Annotated in this window: 13 protein-coding genes; 7 read left to right on the forward strand and 6 right to left on the reverse strand. The window is 70.2% G+C overall.

All coding sequences use genetic code 11. From position 1 onward, the window contains the following. Positions 1 to 93: 93 nt before the first annotated feature. Positions 94 to 1,014, forward strand: a complete 921-nt coding sequence (locus ACZ7CF_RS20115; RefSeq protein WP_470370245.1) for a GGDEF domain-containing protein — start codon at positions 94 to 96, stop codon at positions 1,012 to 1,014. Between the two features lie 50 nt (positions 1,015 to 1,064). On the opposite strand, the gene ACZ7CF_RS20120 is transcribed toward ACZ7CF_RS20115, so the two are convergent. Then, complete coding sequence (locus ACZ7CF_RS20120) at positions 1,065 to 1,697, reverse strand: DsbA family protein (RefSeq protein WP_470370246.1); 633 nt, start codon at positions 1,695 to 1,697, stop codon at positions 1,065 to 1,067. Positions 1,698 to 2,052: 355 nt separating this feature from the next. Between ACZ7CF_RS20120 and ACZ7CF_RS20125 the strand changes: the two genes are divergently transcribed. Continuing rightward, entirely contained in the window at positions 2,053 to 4,173 is a 2,121-nt protein-coding gene (locus tag ACZ7CF_RS20125) for an ATP-binding protein (RefSeq protein ID WP_470370247.1), read from the forward strand. Between the two features lie 103 nt (positions 4,174 to 4,276). Here the strand turns inward: ACZ7CF_RS20125 and ACZ7CF_RS20130 are convergent, their stop codons facing one another. Continuing rightward, positions 4,277 to 5,395, reverse strand: a complete 1,119-nt coding sequence (locus ACZ7CF_RS20130) for a hypothetical protein (protein ID WP_470370248.1) — start codon at positions 5,393 to 5,395, stop codon at positions 4,277 to 4,279. 231 nt (positions 5,396 to 5,626) lie between these two features. Here ACZ7CF_RS20130 and ACZ7CF_RS20135 point away from each other — a divergent pair, with 231 nt between their 5' ends. Continuing rightward, on the forward strand, positions 5,627 to 8,605 hold the full coding sequence (locus ACZ7CF_RS20135) for an AfsR/SARP family transcriptional regulator (RefSeq protein ID WP_470370249.1): 2,979 nt from the start codon (positions 5,627 to 5,629) through the stop codon (positions 8,603 to 8,605). A gap of 150 nt (positions 8,606 to 8,755) precedes the next feature. Continuing rightward, positions 8,756 to 8,995, forward strand: coding sequence for a hypothetical protein (locus ACZ7CF_RS20140; protein ID WP_360395455.1), 240 nt, complete (start codon positions 8,756 to 8,758; stop codon positions 8,993 to 8,995). A gap of 181 nt (positions 8,996 to 9,176) precedes the next feature. Here the strand turns inward: ACZ7CF_RS20140 and ACZ7CF_RS20145 are convergent, their stop codons facing one another. After that, entirely contained in the window at positions 9,177 to 10,430 is a 1,254-nt protein-coding gene (locus ACZ7CF_RS20145) for a DUF2252 domain-containing protein (RefSeq protein WP_360395671.1), read from the reverse strand. Between the two features lie 250 nt (positions 10,431 to 10,680). Here ACZ7CF_RS20145 and ACZ7CF_RS20150 point away from each other — a divergent pair, with 250 nt between their 5' ends. Next, entirely contained in the window at positions 10,681 to 10,833 is a 153-nt protein-coding gene (locus ACZ7CF_RS20150) for a hypothetical protein (protein WP_470370250.1), read from the forward strand. On the opposite strand, the gene ACZ7CF_RS20155 is transcribed toward ACZ7CF_RS20150, so the two are convergent. Together ACZ7CF_RS20155 and ACZ7CF_RS20160 are read right to left on the reverse strand one after the other, a co-directional pair. Beyond that, positions 10,788 to 12,887 (reverse strand): ArnT family glycosyltransferase, encoded by a 2,100-nt coding sequence (locus ACZ7CF_RS20155; RefSeq protein ID WP_470370251.1) that lies wholly within the window; start codon positions 12,885 to 12,887, stop codon positions 10,788 to 10,790. The genes ACZ7CF_RS20150 and ACZ7CF_RS20155 overlap by 46 nt on opposite strands. Beyond that, positions 12,884 to 14,128, reverse strand: coding sequence for a glycosyltransferase (locus tag ACZ7CF_RS20160; RefSeq protein ID WP_360395459.1), 1,245 nt, complete (start codon positions 14,126 to 14,128; stop codon positions 12,884 to 12,886). Before ACZ7CF_RS20160 ends, ACZ7CF_RS20155 begins: the two co-directional genes overlap by 4 nt. A 152-nt stretch (positions 14,129 to 14,280) precedes the next feature. Here ACZ7CF_RS20160 and ACZ7CF_RS20165 point away from each other — a divergent pair, with 152 nt between their 5' ends. Together ACZ7CF_RS20165 and ACZ7CF_RS20170 are read left to right on the forward strand one after the other, a co-directional pair. Next, positions 14,281 to 14,946: a response regulator transcription factor gene (locus ACZ7CF_RS20165; protein ID WP_470370252.1), complete on the forward strand. Its 666-nt coding sequence runs from the start codon at positions 14,281 to 14,283 to the stop codon at positions 14,944 to 14,946. Between the two features lie 8 nt (positions 14,947 to 14,954). Next, positions 14,955 to 16,358, forward strand: coding sequence for a sensor histidine kinase (locus ACZ7CF_RS20170; RefSeq protein WP_470370253.1), 1,404 nt, complete (start codon positions 14,955 to 14,957; stop codon positions 16,356 to 16,358). Here ACZ7CF_RS20170 and ACZ7CF_RS20175 read toward each other — a convergent pair. Beyond that, positions 16,304 to 17,770 carry an LLM class flavin-dependent oxidoreductase gene (locus ACZ7CF_RS20175; RefSeq protein WP_360395465.1) on the reverse strand — a complete coding sequence of 489 codons (1,467 nt, stop codon included), beginning with the start codon at positions 17,768 to 17,770 and terminating at the stop codon, positions 16,304 to 16,306. The two genes, ACZ7CF_RS20170 and ACZ7CF_RS20175, sit on opposite strands and share 55 nt — an antisense overlap.

Genomic DNA, 17,770 nt, shown 5'->3' on the forward strand with positions numbered 1-17,770 from the left:
TCGCGTTTGATCCGAACGACGTCACTTCAGTTGAACGTGGCAGCTGAGGCCAGTCAGGGCTGACGTCTGGGGGGACTGATGACGACGGCGCGGATGGGGCTGACTGTGAACGACGGTGCTGCTCGTTCCCTTGTCCTGCACGACGAGAGCGCTCCCTCGCGGTGCGGTTCCTGCGCTCAGCCGCTCGGTGCCTGGGCCACGGACCGCCTCACCGGCCTGCTCGGCCGCTGGGGCTGGGACGACCAGGCACCCGCGCTGTACCGCAGGGCGCAGCGCCGCTGGGAGCAGGTCGCGCTGCTCATGATCGACCTCGACCGGTTCAAGAAGATCAACGACGACTACGGCCACCCGGCCGGCGACGTGGTGCTGACCGACGTGGCGGGCGTGCTGACGACGCACACCCGCTCCGCCGACCTGGTCTGCCGGTACGGCGGCGACGAGTTCCTGGTCCTGCTGCCGCGCACCACACCGGGCGAGGCCGCCGTGGTCGCCGAGCGGATCCTGCGCGGCATCAGGGCGTTGCGGACCGACATCACCACGAACGACGGCTACGGCCTCACGCTGACCGGCCAGACCGCCTCGATCGGCGTCGGCGCGCACGTCCCCGACCCCGGTGCCACGGTGGTCGACCTGGTCCGCGAGGCCGACGCCGCACTGCAGCTCGCCAAGCGCGGCGGCCGGGCGCGCGTCCAGGTGCACGACCCCGGCTCGTTCGCGGAACGCCGCACGGACACCGCGGCGCTGCACCACCTGCTCGCGTTGCAGGAGCTGATGGGCAGCGACCTGCTGCCGCACGTGCTGGTGGAGCTGTCAGAGGGTCCGAAGGCGTTCGAGGAGCTCGTCGCCACGGCGGGCCCGACCGTGCACCGGACGTTGGAACGCCTGCAGGACAACGGTTTCGTGATCCGCCGGGCGGCGAGGTACGAGCTGACGGCCGCGGCACGCGAGTGGATGACCGACGTGCTGCCGGTCGTGGGGGCCTGGGCCGGGCGCCACCACGTGCACGTGAGCTGAACCGCCGCGCGAACCTCGGGGCGTCGAAGGCACAACATCTGGCCGCCTGCTCAGCGGATGGCCGCGAGCCGTTCCTCGACCTCCTCGGCCGTCGCGTGTCCGCGGGCGAGCGCGTACCCGTTCGTCCCGTCGAGCGCGATCAGCGTCGGGTAGCCGCTGACGCCGAACCGCGCCGCGCGCACGAAGTCCGCCTCCGGCTGCGCGCTGTGGAACGCCGCGACCACCGCGTCGCCGTCGAGCCCGAAGTCGGTGGCGATCCCGCGGAACGTCTCCGGGTCGGACAGGCTCCTGCCGTCGTGGAAGAACGCCTGCTGCACCGCGATGGCCAGCTCAGCGGCCCGCTCCGGCGCGGCTTCGCGCACCGCGGCCACCCCGCGGGCGGCACCCTCGGAGTCCATCACGAACTCGCCCTCGTCGAGCAGCCGGTTGAACGCGTCGCCGAACCGCGCGCCCGTACGTGCGGTGACCTGCGCGTTCGCGTCCTTGATGAACCCGAACTCGCGGATCGGCACGCGCCGCGACCCGGTGAACAGCCCACCGGAGACGACCTCCACCGGCAGGTCGGGGTGGCGTTCGGTGAGGGCGCGCAGCGTGCCGGAGAAGGCGTGCGACCAGCCGCAGTAGGCGTCGAAGACGTAGACGAGCTTCACGACCGGGTACAAGGCCCCACTTGGATCAGGCATTCCCGCCGATCATGTCGATAATCTGTCGGGGCGAGTCGTACTTCGGCATCGTCCCAGGTCCATTCGCACTCCCTGATCAGCGTCCGCCACGAGGGAGAGGGCAGCGGCACATCGTTCGCCGCAGCCATCAGCGGACCGACGAAGTCGTACGCCTCCAGCACGACCAGATCCTGCCCGAACGCCGTGGCAGTGTCCGGCGAAACGCGCGGGCGAGGGGGAACAGCGAGAGCAGGTGACCAAGCAGTGGAGAACTCGACACGATCCGCATGGTGAATGGAGTGCTGATCCAATTAACCCGGTCTTGGGTGTCATGGAATCAAAACACGTCGTAGCGTGAGGCGTGGGGTGATGCCGGGTGGCCGAGGTCGAGAACTCCGTGTCCGGGACGGTCAGCGGGAACGTGGTGCAGGCGGGCTCGATCGGCAGCCTCCACATCCATTCCAGTACACGTGGAAACCCGGTGCCGCAACAGCTGCCGCCTCCGCCGCGGGTGTTCGTCAGCCGAGCTGACGAGCTGACCGAGCTCGACCGGTGGTGGGAGCACGAGGAACACCAGCTGCTCGTGGTCGTCAGCGGCCCCGGCGGCGTGGGCAAGACCTCGTTGGCGCTGCGGTGGTTGCACGACACGCGCGACCGGTTCCCCGACGGGCAGCTCTACGTCGACCTCGGTGCCCACGCCGAAGCCGCCCAGCCGGACGAGGTGCTGGAGTGGTTCCTCGGCGCGCTCGGGGTCGAGGTGGTGCCGCCCGGCCTCCCGCAACGGCAGGCGTTGTTCCGCTCGCTGACAGCGGACCGCGCGTTCTCGATCTTGCTCGACAACGCGGCGAGTGCCGGGCAGGTGCGCCCGCTGCTGCCCGCGTCGGCCGGCTGCGTGGTCGTGGTGACGAGCCGCTGGCGACTGAGCCCGCTCGGCATGGACGGTGCCCGGTTCATCGACGTCGACCCGATGGGCGTACAGGCGTCAGTTGAGTTGCTGGAACGGGTTGTGGGTGAACCCCGGCTCGCGGTCGAGGCCGACGCCGCCCGTGAGCTCGCGCGGCTGTGCGGCGGGATGCCCATCGCGCTCGGCGTGATCGGCGCGCGGTTGTCCCGGCGGCCGCGCCGCTCGCTCGCCAGGGAAGTGGACGAGCTGAGGACCGAGAACCGTCGGCTGTCCAACCTGGACCTCGGTGGATCCGCCTCCGTGAGCGCGGTGCTCGATCTGTCCTATGTGGACCTGCCGCCGCGGCAAGCGCGGCTCTACCGCTTGACCTCGTGGCACCCCGGACCGAGCTTCGGGGTCGAGGTGGCGGCGGCGATGCTCGCGGACGACGTCGGTGAGGTGGAGGACGACCTGGACGACCTCGTCGAGAAGAACCTCCTCAGCGAGGCCGGCGACGACCGGTTCCGGTTCCACGACCTCCTGCGCCTGCACGCGCGCGAGCAGACCGACGCCGACGTCGAGCAGGCGGTCCAGCGAGCCGTGGAGTTCTACCTGGACAAGGCGGTCGTCGCCGACTCCGCCGCGATCCCCGGCCGACCGCGGGTGGGGTTGCGGTTCAAAACGGCGGATCCCGACGCGTTTGGCTCCCGCGCGGAGGCCTTGGACTGGCTCGACCACGAACGCGACAACCTAGTGCAGGCGTTGCGCGCTGCCGAGGACCGCGGCTGGCCGGAGCTGGTCTGGCAGCTCGCCGAGGCGATGTTCGCGTTGTTCCAGCGTCGGCACCACTACTCGGACTGGCTGTTCACCCACCAGCTCGCCGTGGCGGCAGCGCAGTCGTGCGGTGAGCAGACCGCGGAGGCCAGGCTGCGCATCCAGCTCGCGGTCGCGTTGCGCAACCTCGGCCGGCTCGACGAGGTGACCGAGCAGGTGCGGGTCGTGCTCGAGCTCGCGGGAGACCACGACCTCGGCAGCCGGGCGACCGCGTTGGTGCTGCTGGGGCACACCCACCGGCTCAAGGGCGAGTTCGAGGTCGCGCTGCGGTACTTCCGCGAAGGTGTCAACGTCGAGACCCGCCACGGACGCGTCCGCGGCATCGGTCTCGCCCGGCGGCGCGTCGGCGAGGTGCTGATCGATCTGGGGCGCCTGGACGAGGCCATCACCGAGCTGCGGGAGTCGGAGGCGTTGCTGGACAACGCGGTGGACAAGGCGCGGGCACGGATGTTCCTGTCGCGCGCACTCCTGCACGCCGGCCGGTTCGACGAGTCGCTCATGCTGGCACACGGCGTGCTCGCCGATGTCCGGGACGCCGGCTCACCGCTGCACGTCGCCGACGCGTTCGAGTTGCTGGGCGAGATCGCCGAGCGGCAGCGTGACTGGCCGCTCGCCCGTGACCACTATCGCGCCGCACTGGCCTGCTACGGCGAATCGTTCGACCCGAGCGCCGACCGGGTCAGGGACCGGCTCGGCGCTGTCGATCGGAACGACGACGAGCGAGCAGCCGACGTACCGGCTCAGCAACAGCCGGGCGGCAGCGACGGCGAGCCCGGCTGACCGTTGTGGCGCGGCCAGCAACACGTCGGCGAGCGTCCACCACTTCCGTGCTGCCCGCTCCGTGCGGACGAGCAGCACGCCGTCTTCCCTGACCACGCCCTCGTCAACGAACACGGCTCACCGGCACCGGTGCGATCGGAGCGGGGAAGGCCGGCTCCTCGATGCCGATCAAGCCGTACATGGTGGCGCGCAGAACCTCTCCCGCTCGATCGAGGCGTGAGCTGAGGAGCTCGGCGAAGCCCGGCACCCGGACGGCCTGGTCGAGATCGCCGGTGTAGGTCGGGACCCGCTCGCGCAGCACGTGAGCGAGACTGCCTTCGCGGACCTCCGGGCAGGTCGCGAGCAAGACGCGCCGGCCGACCGCAGCCGCGTACTGCGTTGTCGAACCGTGGTCGCCGATGACGACATCACTCGCGATCACCGCCGCGCGCCAGCCTTCCTCCGGCGGAATGACGATCACGTCGCAGTCGGCCAGCCAGGCGCGCACCTGCCACTTGCCGTGCACCGCGGTGATGTTCGGGTGCAGCACGGCCCCGACCCGCACCTCGCGCGGCAGCTCCCGGTAGAGCTCCGGGCGTTGGGCGAACGTCGACTCCGCCGTCCACGTCGAGCTGATCGTCACGAACGCCTCGCCGGGCTCGATGCCCAGCGCACGGCGGTAGTGCTCGCGGAACGGCAAGCTCGCCCGCATCCGGTCGAGGCAGAGGTCGCCCGCCACCACGGCCCTGCCGAATGCCTCCGGGCACGACTCGGCGAGCACGTCGAGCTCCTGGTCGTGTGACAGCACGATCGCCGCCGCATGCACCTTGCCGTCGCGCATGAGCAGCTGCCGGTCGAGACCGTGCACCGGCTCGGCGGTGTGGCGCATCCGCCGTCGTGACTTCATCGCACTCGCGCCGTGGGGCAGCACGAGAACCGGTCCCGGCGCGCGGTCGATGAACCGGTAGCTCGCTGCGAGCACGAGGTCGAACTCGTGCTGCAGCGCCAGCTCCCACGGGATGACCAGCCCGCCGATCGCGGTGACGAACGCCGTGGTGCTGCCGTCCGGTTCGGGCAGCGTGAAGTAGACCTGCAGCCGGTGGTCAGCTTCCAGCAACGGCAGCAGGTCGAGCAGCCGGGTACCCGCCACCACGCTCGGAACGATCACCAGCACCTTGCGGCACCCGGGCACGGTCACCCGGTGCGCACCTCCCGCGCCGAGCGGGGTCGTGGACCAGCTCATTTCGCCTCCGTCGGTCGAAGTGATGAACAGACCCTCCCGGCTCGGGTGTTCACTGAGCTGTCAGAAACTCTTCGTGCAGTTCATGGCCGTTTTGATCAAGGTGGTCCGAGGTGTTCCGGCGCTATTCACGACCTCATGTCAATGGACTGTCACCCATCTGTCACATTCGGCAGCACAAGTGCATTGCATCGCCGCTGAAGGGAGAGGACACTTTGATCGGGGACGCGAGGGGTGGCGCTGGTGGATGCGCGATTCACGATTCTGGGGCAAACGGGGATACGGGTCGGCGGCGCGATCGGTGCGCATTGGGGTTCGTTGAAGCTGCGCGGCATGCTCGCCGTGCTGCTCACCCGCCCTGGCCAGCTGGTACCTGCGGCGGAGATGGCCGACTGGGTGTGGGGCGACGAGGACGAGCTCCCGCACAACCCGGTCCAAACGCTGTACTCCTATTCCTCTCGAATTCGCCGCGCCCTCGAATCCATGCAGGACCGGGTGGAATTGTCGGTGGTCAACGGCGCATATCGTCTCGACGTCGAGCGCAACGCGGTCGACTACTTCCAGTTCCGCGCGCAGGTCGACCGCGCCGGTGCACTCGCCCGGCGTGGCGACCACCAGCAGGCGTTGGACGCCATTCGCGGCGCATTCAGCATCTGGAAGCACCAACGCCCACTGGCCGACCTCAAATCCGAGCGGGCCGACGCGTGGCGTGCGCGCGCCGAGCAGAACGTCCGGGTACCCGCGTACGACCTGCTGTGCGCCGAGTACCTGGTGCTCGGCGAGTACCCCCGCGTCCTCCAAGAGCTCGACGACCTCGCACCCGACTACCTCGCTCACCCCGCACTGTTGAAACGACGGCTCGAGGCGCTGTACCTGTTGTCCCGCACGGACGAGGCGACCCAGCTCTACCTGCACACCTACCAGGCGTTCAAGGCGGCGTTCAACGACGCCGCCGCACGCGACCTGCTTGAGTTCCACGACCACCTCAAGGCCCACGGCGTCGCTCGCACCGAACCGCCGACCGGCACTGCGGGTGTCCTGGTACCGCAGCAACTTCCGCTCGACGTACCCGTTTTCGTCGGACAGCAGCGCAACCTCGCGGCATTGGATGCGATGGCAGCACGGCCTGGCATCATCGTCGTGGACGGTGCCGGCGGTGCGGGCAAAACCGCTTTGGTCGTCCACTGGGCTCACACCCGTCGCGCGTTGTTCCCCGACGGTGTGCTGTTCCTTGACCTGCAGGGCTTCTCCGACAGTGCGAACGTCGACGTCTCCTCGGCGGTCGACCGCTTCCTGCAGGGCCTCGGTGTCCCGCCGGATCGAATCGCGAATCCCGACCACCGGCTCGCCAAGCTCCAGTCCGCCATGGCAGGCCGCAGGTTGCTGGTCGTGCTGGACAACGCCGCTGACACCGACCACGTGCGGCCACTCCTGCCGCTCTTCCCGTCCTGCGTGATCGTCGTGACGAGCAGGAGGCGGCTGTCCGGCGTCGCCGCTCGCCTCGCGCCGCAGCGGATCGCGATCGATCCGCTGACGGACGACGAGTCGGCAGCACTGCTCGTCGACCGAATCGGCGAGCGTGGTCGCGGCCGGCCGGAACTGGTCGAGCTGAGCCAGGTGTGCCACGGTCTTCCGCTGGCGTTGAAGGTGTTGGCGAACCACATCGCCACCCGGCCGGAGGTGCGCCTCAGCGCGTTCGTGACCCATTTCCGCGAACGTGGTGTGCTCGACATCGGCGCTTCGCACGATCCCCGTGCGGTGTTCATGCAGTCCTTGCGCGCCCTGGAACCCGATGTTCGGCTGCTGTTCCGCGCGATCGGTGCGCATCCGGGCCCGAGTGTCACGGTGGGTTTGGCGGCAGCCATGACATCGATGCCCGCATCGCGGGTCCATGTCGCACTCGATGCGCTGGCGGAGGCCCACTTACTGGAGCAGGCGGGCGAGCTCGACCGGTTTCGGCTGCACGACATCCTGCGCCAGTTCTCGGCCAGCCTGCTCGAGGAAGCGGAAGAACGCCGGTTGTTCGAGCGCCGCATGCTCGACTTCTACCTGAGATCGGCGGAGAACGCCGATGTCCGGGTGATGTCCACAATGGTCAGAGTGGCGACCATCGATGCGGACGAAGACGTTGCAGCTCTTGAGTTCGAGGACGCGGCGGCGGCGCAGCGCTGGTGCGTGATCGAGGCTCAGAACATCATCTCCGTGGTGCGTTTCGCTGTCAGCACGGGGCATTTCGAGCATGCGGTGCAGATTCCGCAGCTGGTCGGTCAGATCTGGTTGCGGCGTGGTCTCACGGCAGAGGTGCTGACCGCCTTGCACGCCGGTCTCTCGGCGGCGCAAGCGCTCGGAGAGTCAGCCGAGGTGGCGGCGGCCGACCTCATGCAACAGATCAGCCACACTTATCTGCAGCGCCAGGAGTACGGGCCGGCCGAGCACTTCGTCCACTCGGCACACCTGGGGTACGCGCGAGCAGGTGGTGACCAGACCTCAGGTATCGCGACATGCCTGCACACCGGCGCGCGCATCCTGGTGGCCACGGGGAACACCGCTCTCGGAATCGACTCGCACGAAAGAGCTCTTGCCATGGTTCGCCGACTGAGGGAAGCGGGCCGGGGCATGGAACAGGTTTTCCTGTACCGGGCAGGAGAGGCGTACAAGGAGGCTCTCGACTACCGGCGAGCCGCACTCTACTACCACCAGGCTCTCGTGCTGGCAGAAGCCCGGCACAGCGAATCGGCGGAGGCGACGATTCTGCAGTTGCTCGGCGACTTGAGCTTTTCCAGGGAGCGAATCGGGGAAGCCCGCTCGTTCGCGGAGGCCTCCCTGTGGAAGCACGCTCGCTTGCACGCCGTCGGCAAGGCCGGTGAAGTGTGCGCGCTGCTGTGCGAGATAGAGCTGGTCGACGGCGAGTTGTTGAAAGCTAAACGGTACGCGCGTCAGGCTATTCGTCTTTGCGCTCAGGCCGGGGCATCACCCCTTAGTGAGGTGAGGGCGCTGAACGTGCTCGGCCGCATTCTGGGCAGGGCCGGCCAGCGAGAGGGCGCGGTCGAGGCATTCGAACGAGCGCTGGTCATTTGCGCGGATCTGGATCCGGCCCGTGGTGAGCGCATAGCCGCTGAGCTGCGGGAACTTGAGACAGAGCACTACCTCCCGGAGGCGCGGACCAGGCTGTCGGCGTCGCGTCGAGGTCATGGTTCGGGCATCTGCCCGTAAGAGAACATCGTCCGCCTATAGCTTCACGGGTGTGTGCATCCCTTCCGGGTGTCACTCTTTCTCCTGACTTTCGGGTGAACTTGGTATCGGTCCAATCCTCTGCGTAGCATGCGCCTGCCGGGGTGGAATTCCTGCCGGTTCCCGCCTGTGATGAAGGAGAGCAAGATCATCACCCGCAAGAAGGCGCTCGTGATGTCCCTGTTCGGTGCAACCATGGCCGCAGGTGTCCTCGCATCGGCTTCCGCTCAGGAGGCGAATGCCGCGCCGATGGAGACGCAGCTCTGCTGTGTCGAGCCGCTCAAAGCGCAGTCGTGGTCCGTCGTGCCGCTCGAGACGCAGTCTCGACACTGGGTGGACGGCAAATCTCCGAAGAGTGGTCTGCTGAACTGAGCGGGGCAGTAATGCCGCGTCGTCTTTGAAAGTTGCTCGGATTCATGTGTTGGTCAGGCGGATGCCACTCATCCGCCTGACCAACAGTCCGAGGCGGCTGATGTGAGCCGGTGCGCCGTGCAGCGCGACCAAGCACCGCCGGAGCGTTCGCGACCTGGCTGTCGGCTCCACACAGGACGGGTCAGGCGGTCGAGCCGACTCCCTTGATCCGGCCGTCCCGGAACGCGTCCACGAACAGCCGGTGGTCCTCCCGGGTCTGCTGCGCGTAGTCCAGCGCGAACGTCACGATCGACTCGGTGAACTCGCGCTCGCGCGACCCGATGACCTCGGCGATGGCCTCCTCGCACTGGAAGTCCACCAGGGTCTGCTCGGAGTCTTCGTCGGCGACGCAGTGCATCTTGGCGGTGGCGCGGCCGAGGTAGTCGAGCACGGGCAGCATGTCGGCGGGCTCGGTGAGGTCGGACCAGTCGAGGTCGGCCTCGTACGGCGAGAGCTCGGCGACGACGTAGCCGACGCCGTCGATCTCGGTGTGGCCGAGCCACGGGTCGGCGTGGGCCTGCAGTGCGCGTTGGGAGACGGCGGTGCGGTGGCCGTGGTCGGTGAAGTACGCGCGGATGCGGTCGTCGGGGACGATGCGGCTCGGGGCGGCGACGTTGGCCTGCTTCATCGACAGCACCACGTCGTTCTCCAGCGCCTGGGTGCGGCCCTCGACGAGGATGTTGTAGGCGTGCAGGCCGGCGGAGCCGATGCCGAAACCGCTGCGGCCCACCACGTCCTTCACGGTGTAGGTGCGGCTGCTGGCGCGTTTGCCCTGCGGGATCGTGTCGAGGTAGGCGGCGTAGGCCTGTTCGACGGCGGCGCGGACCTCGTCGGACAGTTCGTGGGTGCCTTCGCGGTCACGGCGGAACGTCCGCTCGTAGTCGCGGATCGTGGTCTTCTCGCGCAGCAGGTCGATGCGGGTGGCGAGGCGGGCGCGCTGCAGGACGCGGTGCAGGGCGCCCTCCGTGCTGTCGAGGCCGAGGCTGAACAGCTCGTCGCCGGGTTTCTCGGCGAACGTGCGGACCTGCGTCACGTAGGCGGCCACGTAGGTGCCGATCAGCTCGGTGATCGCGCTGTCGGGCAACGCCTTGCGCCAGCCGAGCAACGCCATGGAGGCGGCGAAGCGGCGCAGGTCCCACGTGAACGAGCCGAGGTAGGCCTCGTCGAAGTCGTTGACGTCGAAGACGAGCGTGCCCTCGGAGTCCATGTAGGTGCCGAAGTTCTGCGCGTGCAGGTCGCCCTGGATCCAGATGCGGCCGGTGCGGTCGTCGGCCCACTCGTCCGGCAGCTCCGCCATGTCCGCGTAGAACAGGCAGGCGCTGCCGCGGTAGAACGCGAACGGTTCCGCCGCCATCTTGCGGAACTTGTGCCGGAACGCGGCCGGGTCGGCCGTCATCAGGTCGGTGAACGCCTCTTCGAGCACGCTCACGATGCGGTCGCCACGATCGGTCACGGCGGCACCCCCTTGTCTCCCGGCCGGCCGTGTCTCCCGTCCGGCAGGACGCACAGCCCACCACGCCGGTGCCCTCCGCGCACGGTGCGCGTGCAAATTTCGCCGGCCGTTCCACCGGAGTTGCCCCGAGCCGGGACGAACCGGGCAGGAATCGAGAAGCCGACGGCCCGCGCCGCCCCCTAGCGTCGCGGGCATGTGCTTCATGTTCGGTGCCAGCCAGGAGCAGATCCGGCACGCGCTCGGCCTCGCGGAGGCGGGCCCCGGCGAGGCCGAGCGGGACGAACCGGACGAAGGGACGGGCTACGCCTTGCACTCCAGCAACGTCTGCGCGGCGCTGCCGCCGTAGAGCGACGGGTCGACGGCGGAGCAGTGCTGCGTGATCCACTCCTGGCGGCCGTTGTCCGTGCCGCCGGGACCGCGCATGCCCATGCCGCCCCCGTTGCCGAGCACGAACTTCAGCCTGCCCCCGCTCACCCAGGCCTGGAGCTGGTCGACCGACGGCGCGTCGTCCGAACCGGAGAACCCGCCCATGCCGATCACCACCTCGTCGGAGCCCATGATGAACGGTGCCGCCGCCTGCGCCGAGCCCGCGACGGCCAGGGTGATCGCGGCGCCACCGCTGTTCTCCTTGGCATAGGCCAGGATCTTGCGCTGTTCCTCGGTGAGCTCACGACTGCCGGGGCCGGGGCCGCGCATCTGCTGGCCGCGGTCAGCACGACCGTCAGGCGCCTGCCGGTTCCCGTTCGGCGGCATCTGGCCAGGCGTCTGCCCACCCGGCATCTGGCCGGGAGTCTGCCCACCCGGCATCTGGCCGGGAGTCTGCCCACCCGGCATCTGGCCGGGAGCCTGCCCACCTGGCACCGGCCCGTCGCGGAAGAACTGCCCACCACCGTCAGCCGGTCCGGCCGCGGGCATCACCCCGTTGTCCGTCGCGGTCGCCGCCGTCGTGGTGGACCACACGGCCGGCGCCAGCAGCACCGCCACCACCGCCGCGACCAGCCCGGCCCGGCGCAGCCCTGCCAGCAGCACGACGACCGCCACCGCGGCCACCCCGACGACCGCCCAGCGCGCCCACCCGTGCCACGACGTGTCCCGCGAGACCACCACGAACGCCCAGGCCGCCGTGAGCACGACCGAGACCGGCAGCAGGAACCGCACGACGCTCCTGGCCCGCCAGAACATCACCAGCCCCGCAGCGCTGATCGCGGCGACGGCCGGTGCCAGCATCGTCGTGTAGTACGGGTGGAAGATGCCCTGCGCGAAGCTGAACACCGCCATCGTCACGAGCAGCCAACTGCCCCACAGGAACCAGCCCGCGCGCTCGGCCGCGTCACCCGGCACCTCGCGCCGCAGCCGCAGCACCCCGCCGACGACGACCGCGACCAGCACGAGCAGGCTCAACGGCAGCAGCCACGAGATCTGCCCGCCGACCGCGTTGTCGAACATGCGGGTGACGCCCGCCTGACCGCCGAACATCGCGCCGCCACCGGGACCGGCGACCTCCATCCCCGCCGGCGGCGTCCCGATCATCCGCTCGCCACCGCCACCGCGGTTGCCGGAGCCGCCGAACACCCGGCCCAGGCCGTTGTAGTCGATGATCAGGTCCCACGCGCCGCCGTCGGTGGACCCGCCGATGTACGGCTTGGCCCCCGGCCAGAACGCGTGCAGCGCCACCCACCAGAACGACGACACGACCAGCACCACCCCGGCGCCCAGGAGGTCGGCGACCCGCCGCTTCAGCGGTGAGCCCGTCGCCACCAGGTACGCCAGCGCGAAGCCCGGCACCACGATCCACGCCTGCAGCATCTTCGTGAGGAACCCGCAGCCGATGAAGAAAGCGCACCACAGCAACCACGTCGTCCGCACCCGGCTCTCGGGGGCCTGCACCGACCGCGTGAGCGCGTAGGCCGCCGCGACGAGCGTCAGCACCAGCAGCGTGTCCGGGTTGTTGTCGCGGTTGATCGCCACGGTGACCGGCGTCAGCGCGAAGATCAACGCCGCGAGCAGCGCCACGTGCTCGCCCGCCCACCGCCGGACCGTCCGGTGCAGCAGGAACACCGCCGCGACGCCCTCGACGACCTGCGGCAGCAGCACCGCCCAGCCGTGGAACCCGAAGAGCCACACGGAGACCGCCTGCGGCCACAGCGCCATCGGCGGCTTGTCGACGGTCACCACGCCGGCCGGGTCGAACGAGCCGAACAGGAAGTTCGTGAACGACGTCGACATCGACTTGGCTGCGGCCGCGTAGTAGGAGTTGCCCACCTGGCCCGCGCCGATCCGCCACGCGTACAGCGCACCGGCGGTCGCGCAGATCGCCGCGAGCGCCCAGGCAGGCCAGCGCGCCGGACGGGTGTCCGCGGGCGTGGCGGCGGGTGCGGCCACCTCGGCAGTGGCGGTCATGCTGGTTCCTTTCGGTCGTCCCGGCGGAACACCCAGCTCCGCAGCAGGAAGAAGCGTCCCGCCGTGCCGAGCGCCGACGAGCCGAGCAGCACCGCCAGCTCCAGCAGCCGGGACGGGTCGGGGGTGGCCGCGTGCAGCACGAGCAGCGCGGCCGACGTGAACGCGTAGTACAGGCCGAACACCACGAGGCCCTGCAGGTGCGTCCGGCCGCGGGCGGTGTTGCGGGCGGTGAACGTGAAGCGCCGGTTGGCCTCCGTGTTGACCAGGGTGGTGATCACGAGCGCCAGCAGGTTCGCCGTCAGCACCGGCCACCACGTGCGGAAGACGCCGTACAGCGCCAGGTTCGCGAGCGTGGAGACCACGCCGATCACCGCGAACGACAGCACCTGCCAGGACAGCCCGCCCTCGCTGCGGCTGAGCACCGCGTCGGGGTGGATCGCCCGCGGCTCCGGGCGCCGCGGCAGGTCCGGCACGCGCGCGGTGCCGTTGGCCTTGGCCCTCGCCACCCGGATGAGCCCCTTCACGTCGTCGAGCGCGGTGCCGAGCACGTCGACCCGGCTGTCCACGTCCTCGACCCAGTCCACCGGCACCTCGTGCACCCGCAAACCGTTGTGCTCGGCCAGGAGCAGCAGCTCGGTGTCGAAGAACCACGCGTCGTCGCCGGCCCGTTCGAGCAACGGCCGGACCACCTCCAGCCGTGCCGCCTTGAACCCGCACTGGGCGTCGCTGAACCGGGCGCCGTGCGTGAGCCGCACCAACGCGTTGTAGCCGCGCGACACGATCTCGCGCCGCGGCCCGCGCACGGTGCGCGAACCCGGTGCCAGCCGTGAGCCGATCGCGAGGTCGGAGTGGCCGTTGACCAGCGGCGCGACCAGCGGCAGCAGCCCGTCGAGACCGGTGGACAGGTCGACGTCCATGTAGACGACGACGGCCGCCTCACTCGCTCCCCACGCCTCCTTCAGCGCGCGTCCCCGGCCCTTGCGGTCGAGGTGGTGCACGCGCACCCGGTCGAACCGCGCGGCCAGGTCGTGCGCCGTGGCCAGGGTCGCGTCGGTGCTCGCGTTGTCGACGACCACGATCGACCAGTCGAACGGGAACTGCTCGCGCAGGAACCCGTGCAGCACCTCGACGCACCCCGGCAGCGCGCGTTCCTCGTTGTGGACGGGGATCATGATGTCCACGGTCGTCGTGGTCCTGTCGTCACGGCGCCGCACCGCGGCTGGCGCCCCGCTGACCGCCATCTGCTCTCCGTTCCACTGTGGACACGTTGCGTCGTTCCCGTTCCAGGGTTCTGGTGCGGTCGTGAGAACGTCCTTGGCTTCTGCTGAGAGGTTCGTGAGAGCCCGCGTGCTCACACAGCGGGCTCACAGGTCGCGGCCCTACCGTCACCGCCATGCGACTGCTGGTGGTGGACGACGACCCGGACGTGCGGGACAGCCTGCGGCGCAGCCTGGAGTTCGAGGGCTACGACGTCACCACGGCCGCGGACGGGGCGGAGGCGCTGCGCCGGCTGAGCGGGATCGACCTGGCGATCCTCGACCTGATGATGCCGACCGTCGACGGCTCGGAGGCGTGCCGCCGGTTGCGCGCGGCCGGCGAGCGGCTGCCGGTGCTGATGCTGACCGCACGTGACGCGTTGGGGGACAAGGTGACCGGGTTGGACGCCGGTGCCGACGACTACCTCGTCAAGCCGTTCGCGCTGGAGGAGCTGCTGGCCCGCGTGCGTGCGTTGCTCAAGCAGAACCGCCACCGCGCGGAGCCGTCGCTGCTGCGGTTCGCCGACCTGCGGATGGACCCGGTCGAACGCGCGGTCTGCCGCGGCGGCACCCGGCTCGACCTGACGCCGACCGAGTTCGACCTGCTCGCGGTGTTCCTCGCCGATCCGGGGCGGCTGCTCACCAAGCAGCACCTCAAGCACGCGGTGTGGGGCCACGACCAGGGCACCAACAACCTCGACGTGTACATCGGCTACCTGCGCCGCAAGACGGAGGCCGGTGGCCGGTCGCGGCTGCTGCACACCGTGCGCGGCCTGGGTTTCATCCTGCGTGAGTCGCTGTGAGGGGCCCGGTGCTGCTGCGGAGCAAGCTCGCGGTCATCACCGCGTGCGTGGTCGCGGTCGCGATAGCGGGCATCAGCGTCGTCACGTGGGTGGTCACCGAGCACAACCTGCGCTCCGAGCTCGACAAGTCGCTGGTGGCGAGCCTGCCGCCACCGGTGCGGCTCCCGCAGCGGCCGGGCGAGGTCCGGTTCTTCAAGCTGCGCTGCGACGAGGGCGTATCGGGCGAGGGGTTGCAGCAGGTGCTCCAGGGCATCCAGGAGCTCCGCCCGGACGGCACGAGCTGCGCACCGCCCGGCGTCGACCCGGTCGTCACGACCGCCGCCGACCTCCAGGCGCTGTCCACGACGTTCCGCGACGGCGTGACCCGATCCGGCACGGCGGCGCGGGTGCTGCTGCAACCGCTGGACAACGGCACCGTCCTGGTGCTCAGCCGGAGCCTCGCCGAGATCGACAGCACCCTCACCACGCTGGCCGGTGTGCTCGCGAGCGTCGCCGTGCTCGGCGCGTTGCTGGTCGCCGCCGGCGGTTTGTGGCTCACGAGGCGCGCGCTCGCACCGATGGAACGCCTCACGGAAACGGCCGAGCACATAGCCCGCACCGAGGACCTGACCACGCCGGTCACCGTCTCCGGCCAGGACGAGGTGGGCCGCCTGGGCCGGGCGTTCACCGCGATGACCACCGCGCTCGCCGAGTCCCGCCGCCGCCAGCGCGACCTGGTCAACGACGCCGCGCACGAGCTGCGCACGCCGTTGACGAGCCTGCGCACCAACATCGACCTGCTGGTCCGCGCCGAGCGCACCGGCCGCGAGCTGCCCGGCCGCGCTGAGGTGCTGGACCGGGTGCAGGCGCAGAGCCGCGAGTTCGGCGACCTGGTCAACGAGCTGGTGGTGCTCGCCCGCGACGAACGCGAGCTGGCGCGCGAACCGGTCGAGGTCTCCGGCGTCGTCGACCGGGCGGTCCGGCGCGCCCGCAGCCGGGCCCACGAGCACGTCTTCGACGTCGAACGCGCGGAGTGGTCGGTGCTCGGCGACGCGGCCGCGCTGGAGCGCAGCGTGCTGAACCTGCTGGACAACGCGGTGAAGTTCGCACCGGCCGGGTCCATGATCACCGTGCGGTCGCGGCCGGGCTGGCTCACGGTCACCGACGAGGGCCCCGGCCTGCCCGTGGAGCACCGGTCCGCCGCGTTCGAACGGTTCTGGCGCGCGCCCGACGCCCGGCGCCTGCCCGGTTCCGGCCTGGGACTCGCGATCGTGGCGGACATCGTCGCCGTGCACGGCGGATCGGTCCGGTTCGTGCCCAACGGCCGTGGCGCCTCGGTCCGCGTCGAGCTGCCGCCACAGCGGCACCAGGTTCGCCGTCAGTGGCGCAACGGTATGCGCGCCATGGGTTCGACGAGCTCGCGTTCCTCGTAGGACAGGTGGGACAGCAGCGTGTCCGTCAGCACGTCGACCGCTGCTTGCAGCTCCACGATCTTGTGCGGATCGGCGACCGTCGCGACCAATGCGGCGTCCACGCGTTCAAGCACGTCGTGGATGACACGGTGTTCTTCGCTCAGGCGGTCGAGCACGGGCCCAAGACGTTCATCGCCTCTGCGCAGCTGCGGGTAGAGCGTCCGGTCTTCGAGCGTGTGGTGCACGGTGACCAGACGGCAGTAACTCTCGCAGTACGCGCCCATCGTCCAGTTGTTCTGGCGCATGGTCATCGTGTTGATCTCCGACCGCGCCCGGCCGACGTCGAGCGTGCCGCTCGCGACCTGCTGCACCAGCGAGCGGACCTTCGCCAGCTCCTCGCGCAGGTGGTCGTGCACGTCGATCAACTGCCGGCCCATGGCCTTGCCGGCCGCGGTGTAGACGGAGTCGCCCTGCGGCGCGGGGCTGGTCGGACGTGCGCCCTCGTCCCACAGCCGCTCCCGCGAGAGCCGCGTGCCGTCGTCCGGCGTCGGGGTGACGCCGAGGCTGTCGGCCACCTGCGGGGCCGGCCTGCGTTCGCCCGCGACCAGCTCCCGCACCGCGGGCGCGACCTCCTCGGCGAACCGGCGCAGCTCCTCGTCGCCGTCGGCCTCGACCATGAGGACGAAGCCGCTGATGCCGTGCTCCAGCGCCAGGCCGGCGAGCTGCTCGGCGGTGAGGTCGCCCGTGATGTTGTAGAGCCGGCGGATCGCGGCGGGGGAGCGGCCGGCGGCGACGGCGGCGTCGTCGATGACCCGGTTCATCGCGCCGAGCCGCTCGGGCGGTGCGTACGGGCTCGACGGCAGCCACCCGTCGGCCAGGCGCCCGGTCAGCTGCAGCATCCGCTTCTTGTAGGCGCCCACCCAGATGCCGATGTCGTGCGCGGGGAACGGACCCGGCCGCGCACCGTTCAGCGAGTAGTGCTTGCCGTGCAGGTGAACCCCGCGTCCCGGCGTCCACAGCGCCCTGATCACCCCGATGGCCTCTTCGAGCGCCTCGACCGACTGCGGCGGCGTGCGGTGCGGCCCGTCCATGGCGGCGATGGCGTCCCAGAACGCCCCCGCGCCAAGCCCGAGCTCCACGCGCCCACCGGTGATGAGGTCGAGACTCGCGGCCGCACGCGCAAGGACGGCCGGTGGCCTGAGCGGGAGATTCGCGACGTTGGGGAACACGCGCACGTTGCTGGTCGCCGCGGCGATGACCGACAACGACGTCCACGTGTCGAGGTGCGTCGCGTTGTACGGGTGGTCCTGAAGGCTGACCAGGTCGAGTCCGAGCACGTCAGCGGCCTGGGCGAGGCGCAGCGTGTCCGAGAACCGCTCGGCGGTGGGCGGCAGGAAGACACCGAACTCAAGCGGGTGGCCATACTCTGTCAT

This window comes from Lentzea sp. NPDC036955 (assembly GCF_055608005.1).

What these genes read in the sequence shown, in the direction of transcription:
- ACZ7CF_RS20120 (WP_470370246.1), bottom strand. Translation starts at nt 1,697, where the DNA reads ATGCCTGATCCAAGTGGGGCCTTGTACCCGGTCGTGAAGCTCGTCTAC.
- ACZ7CF_RS20155 (WP_470370251.1), bottom strand. Translation starts at nt 12,887, where the DNA reads ATGACCGCCACTGCCGAGGTGGCCGCACCCGCCGCCACGCCCGCGGAC.
- ACZ7CF_RS20130 (WP_470370248.1), bottom strand. Translation starts at nt 5,395, where the DNA reads ATGAGCTGGTCCACGACCCCGCTCGGCGCGGGAGGTGCGCACCGGGTG.
- ACZ7CF_RS20165 (WP_470370252.1), top strand. Translation starts at nt 14,281, where the DNA reads ATGCGACTGCTGGTGGTGGACGACGACCCGGACGTGCGGGACAGCCTG.
- ACZ7CF_RS20150 (WP_470370250.1), top strand. Translation starts at nt 10,681, where the DNA reads ATGTGCTTCATGTTCGGTGCCAGCCAGGAGCAGATCCGGCACGCGCTC.
- ACZ7CF_RS20140 (WP_360395455.1), top strand. Translation starts at nt 8,756, where the DNA reads ATGAAGGAGAGCAAGATCATCACCCGCAAGAAGGCGCTCGTGATGTCC.
- ACZ7CF_RS20145 (WP_360395671.1), bottom strand. Translation starts at nt 10,430, where the DNA reads ATGACGGCCGACCCGGCCGCGTTCCGGCACAAGTTCCGCAAGATGGCG.
- ACZ7CF_RS20175 (WP_360395465.1), bottom strand. Translation starts at nt 17,770, where the DNA reads ATGACAGAGTATGGCCACCCGCTTGAGTTCGGTGTCTTCCTGCCGCCC.
- ACZ7CF_RS20160 (WP_360395459.1), bottom strand. Translation starts at nt 14,128, where the DNA reads ATGGCGGTCAGCGGGGCGCCAGCCGCGGTGCGGCGCCGTGACGACAGG.
- ACZ7CF_RS20115 (WP_470370245.1), top strand. Translation starts at nt 94, where the DNA reads ATGGGGCTGACTGTGAACGACGGTGCTGCTCGTTCCCTTGTCCTGCAC.